Source organism: Celeribacter ethanolicus (assembly GCF_001550095.1).
GTDB classification, from domain to species: Bacteria; Pseudomonadota; Alphaproteobacteria; order Rhodobacterales; family Rhodobacteraceae; genus Celeribacter; species Celeribacter ethanolicus.
In genome coordinates this window covers 1-6,967 of the sequence record NZ_LRUC01000026.1, presented here as the reverse complement: position 1 = coordinate 6,967, position 6,967 = coordinate 1, and the positions used below count along the sequence as shown (strand labels likewise).

Here is a 6,967-nt window from a genome sequence, read left to right as displayed (position 1 = left end):
TGCGCCAAATGCAGCCTCATCAAGGGTGTCGAGATACTCGCGTACGGCACGAGGCGCATCAGCGGGCTCGATGGTTGAAGCATCCCAGTCTTCCTTTGACGTCGAGTTCTGTTTGTTCGCATCTGCCTCAATCAGGCTGGCATCCACCGCCATGCGCTGGCCACTCGCCAGGCCTTCTTCGATGCAGCGCGCCACCGTTGTCTCAAATAGATGGCGCAGCAGCTCGCTCTCGCGGAAACGACCGTGCCGGTTCTTCGAAAACGTCGAATGATCAGGCACCCGGTCGTTCAGATCGAGGCGGCAGAACCAGCGATAGGCGAGGTTCAGATGCACCTCTTCGCAGAGCCGCCGCTCCGACCGGATGCCGAAACAATAGCCGACCAGAAGCATCCGGATCAGCAGCTCGGGGTCAACGGAAGGCCGGCCCGTGCGGCTGTAGAACTCAGCAAGATGAGCACGGATGCTGCCCAAGTCGACGAACCGATCAATCGACCGCAGCAAATGATCCTGAGGGACGTGATCCTCAAGCGAGAACTCGTAAAACAGCGATGCCTGCGCTTCCTGCCTCGGACCCATCATCGGTCAATCCTCCCGTCCGTTGGAAGAATTGAAACAGCAGATCACACACCGATCAAGCACGAGTTTTTCAACAAAATACGCCCATTTCTCGCCAATCCACCATTAAAATTCGAAGACTGCCCATAAATTCTGACTTTATACGAAGCCAGACACATCGCCGAGCTCACCCTACCAAAGCTTGCCGGGCGCGCAGGGCACGGTAGAGGCCGTCTTTGCGTGCCATGAGCTCCAAAGGCGTGCCGTCTTCGACGATCCGTCCACGATCAAAGACGAGGATGCGGTCCATCCGTTCGACCGTCGCCAAACGGTGGGCAATCACCAAAGTCGTGCGCCCCTCCATCAGCCGCTCTGCGGCCTGCGCAACCTTGGCCTCCGCCTCTGAAACGAGCGAAGATGTCGCCTCATCCATGATCAGAACCGGCGCGTTCGACAAAAAGGCGCGCGCGATGGCGACCCGCTGCCGCTCTCCCCCCGAAAGTTTGACGCCCCGCTCCCCCACCTTCGTGCCAAAGCCTTTGGGCAGCCGCTCGATAAAACCGAGTGCCCCTGCGCGCTCAGCAGCCTCCCGGACCTCCTGCATCGACGCACCGGGACGGGCGTAGGCGATGTTCTCGGCCAAAGAGCGGTGAAACAACACAGGCTCTTGCGGGACAAGCGCGATGTGTTGGCGCAGCACCTCCAAGGGAACGCGCGCGATATCGACGCCGCCCAATGTGATGCTGCCGTCATTGATCTCGTGAATCCGCTGGATCAGCTTCACGAAAGTGGTCTTGCCTGAACCAGACCGCCCAACCAATCCGACTTTCTGGCCCTCAGGAATGGCGATATCCAGATTGGTGAAAAGCGGTGTTGCAGCCCCGTCGTAGCCATAATCCACATGGTTGAATGCCAATGCCGCCGCGCGGGGCGGCAAGGCGGCTTCGGGTCTTTTGGCGACAGAGGTTTCGGGGGTAACGGCCATCAGGGCCACCAGTTCCTCGGCATCGTTGACCGCTTTTTGCAGCCCGCGCACATGGTTGCCCATCTGGCGCAAATAACCATCGAGCATCCCGAGGGCCGAGACCACAAAAGCAATTTCGCCCGCATTGGCCAGACCACGGGTATAGGCGACAAGAGCCCCGCCCAGAACCATCGCCCGCAAGGCCCAGATCGTCATATCCTGCGACAGGCCGGACACTGTGCCGCGCCGCCATGTGCGCCGACTGCGATGTGCCCATTTGTCCAGAACAAGGCCCAGCCGCGTATCTTCGCGCAGCTCTCCCGCATGGGCGCGCACGACCCCGTTGGAGGTGATCGCATCGGCCAGCGCGCCGGAGACGCGGCTGTCTTGCGCATTGGCCAAACGCGCCGCAGGCGCCACCCAGAACAGCGTCAAAGACAGGGAGAGGGCCAGAAACACAAGCGCGCCAATCCCGGCGACAAGCCCGACCTCCCAGCGAAACGCCGTCAGCGTTCCGATGGTGCCCAAAAGGATCAGCGCCGAGGGCAACAATGCCAACAACAAAAGGTCTGCCATTTCATCCAAGGCCCAGGCCCCGCGTGTGATCTTACGCACGGTGGAGCCGGCAAAGGCGTTCGCATGCCAGTCGGCGGGAAGCCGCTGAACATGGGCGAAGGCTTCGGCTTCGGCGGCGCGCATCGAAGGGATGGTCAGGTCGATGATGGCAAAATAGCTTTGAATTTTGGCAAAAACAGAGAGGACACCAAACACCAAAAGCGCCCCGAAGGCAGGCCAAGGCGTCTCGGACGCGGCCACTGCATCAACGAGGCGTCCCGTGAAGACAGGTATGGAGAGATCGGAGGCCGCGGAGATCAGAACCAAGGCCAGAATGGTGACAACCTTGCCCTTTTGACGCATCCAAAGACGGAAGGTGAACGAGAAAACACGCGCAAACGCGCCGTGAGCAGAAAAATGGATCATGATGACAATCTCACAACCGGGTGGGTTGCGCCTTGCGAAGGGTTTGGAAAGCGGGTCCGGCGTGGACCAATTCATCTGTAGCTTGTGGGCAAAAGCGCCACGAAAGCGTCAGATAAGGGCGGCTCCGAAACCGGAGATCCCCGGGAGGAAGCGATCAGCAATCGTCATGTGCGTCCTCCATGCAAGGTGTGTCGTCATGGGTGTTGTAGTTGGGGATTTTATGGTCCGTCAAGTGCAACGTGAGGATCGCCTGAGGGAAGATGCCATAGAAAAACACCCCGATCCTGAGATCGGGGTGTTCGTTTTGATCTCTGGCTGACCGCAAGCGATCAGCCGATCAACTTACATGCCTTTCGAGGCAGCAAAGCCCGTAAAGCCCCCCATCCCCAGATCGCCGAGCATGGTCAGCGCGCCGGAGGAGAGGTCCATGGAATAGAGACCTGCGGCGCTTTCGCCGTCAATCTGGAGGATGGCATAGGCGTGGTCCATGCCTTCCTCGGGAGACACGATGTCAAAGCCGCCCCAATCGGTCACATCCACGGTCTCGCCGTTGAGGGTCAGATAACCGACCGAGGTCAGTTCTCCCGCATTGTTGGCCAGAGAAACCAGAGCGTTGGCGCGGGCATCGAGCGCAAATTGTGCCGTGGACGCGGCCGTCATGCCATTGATCGCATTGGTATAGGCATTGGCAAAGATCAGCGGCTCGGCGCCAGTGCTCATATCCCCTTCAGCATAGAAGGTATCGGTAAAGCGACGGACGGACCCCGCACGTTCATCGCCGTCCCCGAACCCATCGGGGAAATAGACGAGGTTCGCACCATCGGCGCCCACGGCACGCACCGCGTCGATCTTGTTGTTGAAGTCGAAGGCAACCGCGCCTTCACCGATCATCGCATCCTCCATGAACATCGCGCCAAGGTCCGTCAAAGCGCCCGACATCGGGTCGACCTCAAAGATCATGCCATCGGCATAGCCCAAAAGCTGTCCGGTCACGGGGCGATAGGCGATGGCCCGCAGCGGCATCTCCAGATCATAGGTCATCACCTCGCCGGGGGAGGCAATGTCGGCCATGGTCACAAGGGTTTTTCCGTCTTCGGCAAGCGCGTAGCCCATGGTGCCGGCATGGTCCATGGCGAGCGTGGGCGCAGCGGCGGCAAGTGCGGCAGAGGCGGTCAGGGCAAGTTTCAGGGTCGTCATCGTGGTTTCCTTCCTATGTATTGGCCTATGTATTGGCTTGCGTTGAGCCGAGATTTACGGATCAATTGCCTTTAACCACGGGGGGGCACGGGCAAGAGTTTCAGCCCGATTGATTTTTTTTGAGGACTGCAGCGTGACAGAGGCAAAAGAGGGTGACAGAGAGGATAATGCTCCACCGCCCCAAGACAGGGTCGAAGAGCTGATCGCGCGTGTATCTCTGGGCGAGCGGGCGGCCCTCTCCGAGCTCTATGACCTGACCAGCGCGAAACTTTTCGCCGTGTCGCTGCGTGTCTTGGGGGAACGCCAGTCGGCCGAGGACGCCATGCACGACACCTATGTCAAAATCTGGAAGAATGCGGGACGCTATCGCGTGACAGGTCATTCACCGATGAGCTGGCTGATCACCATTGCCCGCAATACGGCGATTGATCGGCTCAGAGCGCGGCGCAATCACGCCCATGTCGGCGATTACGAAGACACGCTGGCCGCGCCCAGCCAGACACCAGAGCAAGCAACCATCGCCGCCTCGGACGCCCGGCGCATCGTGGCCTGTCTCGACACCCTGCCCGAGGATCGACGTGCCGCCATCACCGGAGCCTATCTCGACGGGCAAAGCTATGCCGAACTGGCCGAGGCCGCCAAAGTGCCGCTCAACACGATGCGCACTTGGCTGCGACGTGGGTTGATCGCATTAAGGGAGTGTATGGACCGTTGACCCAATCCCATGACGATGATGAGATGCTCGCCGCTGAATTGGCGCTCGGTCTGCTTGAGGGCGACGAGCGGAACAGTGTGCAACGCCGCGCCGCCTCCGATCCCGGGTTTGCAGGGTTGGTGCGGGGGTGGGAAACGCGCCTGTCCACGATGGCGGATTTGCCGCCCGTGACGGCGCCACCTTCGGTCAAGGCCGCGCTGATGGCCGATCTCTTTCCCGAGACCGTGAAGCCACCAATCTGGAAACGGCTCGGGGTTTGGCAGGCCCTGACAGGCGGGGCGATGGCCGTCGCGCTTGTGCTCGCTCTCATGCTGACGCCACTGAGTGGCCCAAACACGACGGGTCCGCTCTATACCGCCGAGATCACATCGGACATCGGGGATTTCCGTGTCGTCGCCGTGATCGACAAATCCCGCCAAGAGGTCATCCTGACCCGGACCCTGGGCGGCGCTCCCGAAGGGCGCATCCTTCAGGTCTGGGCACATGGTCCCGATGAACCTGCCCAGTCGGTCGGTCTGTGGCCTGCGGGCGAAAGCATCAGATTGCCGCTGCCGCCGGACATCGCTGCGGTGCGCGGGACGCTCACTCTGGGCGTTTCCGAAGAACCCCCCGGAGGCTCGCTGACAGGTTCGCCTTCAGGTCGCGTGTTCGGCACGGTCGATATCGCGAATGTCACGGGAGCGGGTTAAAAAATTTTCTGTCTATACGCTTTTAGGCAGCCCTCAATCGACGCCTTCAGCCCTGAACGGACATTCGTGCCAAGCAGAGCGAATGGCCGAGGGCTGGCTAAGTTGCCCTTCAGACCTAGCACCGCGCACTTGCCCAACCCGCTCGCCAAGGTTGATTAGCAGGTCCAAAGGGAGCGGGCGTTGCGACGTTGATCAACGGCCTGCCTGTCGGCGCGGCCTTTTCCGAAGTTCACCTGTGGCGTCCCTCCATTCCGGTTTGGGGCATCTGGAATGACAACTTCTTCATTCTGGGTGTCGACTGGATCAGTTGGACGATCCTTGCGCTGACGGTTCTGGTGGGGGCGCTGGTGAGTGCTGCCGGGGCTTATGCGCTAGGGCTACAATGGGCGGAGCGATAAAGCAGGCGCGATGAACGCATATCGGACCTTTGTAGCCCGGCATGTGAATATCGGTTTTGGGCCGATTACTAACTCGATGAATTTTGGCGGTATGCAATTTTCGCGGGAAGGCTTAGGCGCACAGCAGTTGAGTCGCTGTTGTGCTTTCCGTTGAGTTCGTCTTCCTGCCAATGATCTACGATAGGTGACTTGGGATTTGCCGAGCCTTGCCTTTCGTTTCGATCCGTTCGATCGCACTGGACCTGTCCCGTTTTCGTGCCGCCCCATGTGCTCGTTTAAGCCACTTTCCGTTCGAATGCGACGGGGCTTTTCCAGCCTAGTGCTGAGTGGCGTCGTCGCGGATTGTAAAACCCGTTGATGTATTCAAAGATCGCCACTTCAGCTTGCCGCCGCGTTTCCCATGACTTGCGCCAGATCAGTTCGGCTTTGATGGTTTTGAAGAACGTTTCGACAGCAGCATTGTCGTAGCAATTGCCCTTGCCGCTCATCGACACCTTGAAGCCATGCTGGCGCAGAAGCTTCTGATAGTCATGTGAACAATATTGCGACCCGCGATCCGTATGATGAATGCAGCCTTTGGGCGGCGCCCGGAAAGCTATGGCCATGTTCAATGCTCGGATCGCTAAGTCGCGTTTCATGCGATTGCTGACTGCCCAGCCGATCACCCGCCGAGAATGCAGGTCAAGAATAACAGCCAGGTAGAGCCATCCTTCTCGCGTCCAGACATAGCTGATGTCGCCCGCCCACTTCTGGTTCGGTTGATCGGCGTGGAAGTCCCGGTTCAGCAGGTTTGGCCCGATGTTGAACGCATGGTTGCTGTCCGTCGTGACCTTGTATTTCTTCGATCTTTCGACCCGGATGCCGTTCTCGCGCATCAAGCGGCCCACACGGCGATGACCGACGTCCAGACCGATCTCCTTCAACTCTTCGGTCATTCGCGGCCTGCCGTAGCTACCAAGGCTCAGGCGGGACTGTTCTTTGATGTGTGCAAGCGTGACCATATCAGATCGTTGTCTGCGACTGGCAGGGCGACTACGGAAGGCCCGCAAGCCACGTGTGCTGACGCCAACGACACTGCATAAACGGTTGGCTGGAAAATGGTTCCTGTGTTCCTCGACAAACCTAAATCTCATTGCTTTAGGCCCGCGAAGAACTGGGTGGCCTTTTTTAGGATTTCCCTCTCCTCCTTGAGAAGCCGGATCTCTCGTCGAAGCCGCTCATTCTCTTTGGCGAGGTCTAAATCCTCTTGTGAAACCACCTTCGTGTCTCGGTGTGCTGTGATCCATTTGTTCAGCGTCGACATGCCAACGCCCAGATCATCAGCCACCTGCTTGCGCGTCAACCCGCTGGTCAGCGCAATACGCACTGCATCTTGGCGAAATTCGTCCGTCCGTTTCAGTCCCATAGTCAGTCTCCTTTGTTCCAGTAAAGGCTATCAAAGGAGCGGCATCAAACCGTGACACGTCCA

The 6,967-nt window shown here is 59.2% G+C and carries 8 protein-coding genes; 4 read left to right on the top strand and 4 right to left on the bottom strand.

Annotated elements, in window-relative coordinates; all coding sequences use genetic code 11:
- Positions 1 to 579: IS1182 family transposase (locus NH195_RS11085; protein WP_066703577.1), on the bottom strand; the 579-nt coding region annotated here is incomplete at its 3' end.
- 163 nt (positions 580 to 742) lie between these two features.
- Positions 743 to 2,500, bottom strand: a complete 1,758-nt coding sequence (locus tag NH195_RS11080; RefSeq protein WP_066706800.1) for an ABC transporter ATP-binding protein — start codon at positions 2,498 to 2,500, stop codon at positions 743 to 745.
- Between the two features lie 196 nt (positions 2,501 to 2,696).
- Between NH195_RS11080 and NH195_RS21790 the strand changes: the two genes are divergently transcribed.
- Complete coding sequence (locus tag NH195_RS21790; protein WP_274377277.1) at positions 2,697 to 2,819, top strand: hypothetical protein; 123 nt, start codon at positions 2,697 to 2,699, stop codon at positions 2,817 to 2,819.
- 23 nt (positions 2,820 to 2,842) lie between these two features.
- On the opposite strand, the gene NH195_RS11070 is transcribed toward NH195_RS21790, so the two are convergent.
- Positions 2,843 to 3,697, bottom strand: coding sequence for a DUF4394 domain-containing protein (locus NH195_RS11070; protein ID WP_066706794.1), 855 nt, complete (start codon positions 3,695 to 3,697; stop codon positions 2,843 to 2,845).
- 133 nt (positions 3,698 to 3,830) lie between these two features.
- Between NH195_RS11070 and NH195_RS11065 the strand changes: the two genes are divergently transcribed.
- From NH195_RS11065 to NH195_RS11055, 3 genes are all read left to right on the top strand, one after another.
- Positions 3,831 to 4,412, top strand: coding sequence for a sigma-70 family RNA polymerase sigma factor (locus NH195_RS11065; protein WP_066706803.1), 582 nt, complete (start codon positions 3,831 to 3,833; stop codon positions 4,410 to 4,412).
- On the top strand, positions 4,409 to 5,101 hold the full coding sequence (locus NH195_RS11060) for an anti-sigma factor (protein ID WP_066706791.1): 693 nt from the start codon (positions 4,409 to 4,411) through the stop codon (positions 5,099 to 5,101). The genes NH195_RS11065 and NH195_RS11060 overlap by 4 nt, the downstream gene beginning before the upstream one ends.
- A gap of 188 nt (positions 5,102 to 5,289) precedes the next feature.
- Positions 5,290 to 5,499: a hypothetical protein gene (locus NH195_RS11055; protein ID WP_066706788.1), complete on the top strand. Its 210-nt coding sequence runs from the start codon at positions 5,290 to 5,292 to the stop codon at positions 5,497 to 5,499.
- Between the two features lie 275 nt (positions 5,500 to 5,774).
- On the opposite strand, the gene NH195_RS11050 is transcribed toward NH195_RS11055, so the two are convergent.
- Positions 5,775 to 6,904 (bottom strand): IS3 family transposase gene (locus tag NH195_RS11050; protein ID WP_155846026.1). Its coding sequence is split into 2 segments (ribosomal slippage): positions 5,775 to 6,661 and positions 6,661 to 6,904, totalling 1,131 coding nucleotides; the frame shifts between segments, so codons are not numbered across the junction.
- Positions 6,905 to 6,967: the final 63 nt, after the last annotated feature.

What these genes read in the sequence shown, in the direction of transcription:
- NH195_RS11080 (WP_066706800.1), bottom strand. Translation starts at nt 2,500, where the DNA reads ATGATCCATTTTTCTGCTCACGGCGCGTTTGCGCGTGTTTTCTCGTTC.
- NH195_RS21790 (WP_274377277.1), top strand. Translation starts at nt 2,697, where the DNA reads ATGGGTGTTGTAGTTGGGGATTTTATGGTCCGTCAAGTGCAACGTGAG.
- NH195_RS11070 (WP_066706794.1), bottom strand. Translation starts at nt 3,697, where the DNA reads ATGACGACCCTGAAACTTGCCCTGACCGCCTCTGCCGCACTTGCCGCC.